1 pseudogene is annotated in these 314 nt (G+C 53.2%); it reads left to right on the top strand.

Annotated features, from left to right (window positions below):
• Positions 1-314: pseudogene (locus tag MXD62_RS08170) on the top strand (hypothetical protein); the annotation flags it as partial.

The following is a 314-nucleotide window of genomic DNA, read 5'->3' as shown; positions in this document are numbered from 1 at the left end:
CTTTGATTGCCAGTCTACTACTCTTGTTGCAGCCGATTAACCTGCCTGATCATTTTCGGCTGGAGGCGAACGGAAAAATGCTCGCTCTGATAGAACGGGCGCAGTATACGCTTCCCCTGTCTGGTGTACCGCTGGTGGACGAAGGGAAGCTGGATGTCTTGCAGAAACGCGTGGCGCGCCAAATCTACCGCGCTCCGGTTAATGCGAAGATCGACGCGCAAGGAGGGATTGTTTCCGAGCAAAAAGGAATTGCGCTGCATCGGGAAGCGTTTCTCCAGTCCTTTTACGCCAGCTTCTATGACCAAGCGATACAA

Source organism: Frankia sp. Mgl5 (genome assembly GCF_023242985.1).
In the GTDB taxonomy this organism is placed as follows: Bacteria; Actinomycetota; Actinomycetes; order Frankiales; family Frankiaceae; genus Parafrankia; species Parafrankia soli.
Note: the sequence above shows the minus strand (reverse complement) of the source record. Positions and strands in the feature narration are given on the sequence as shown.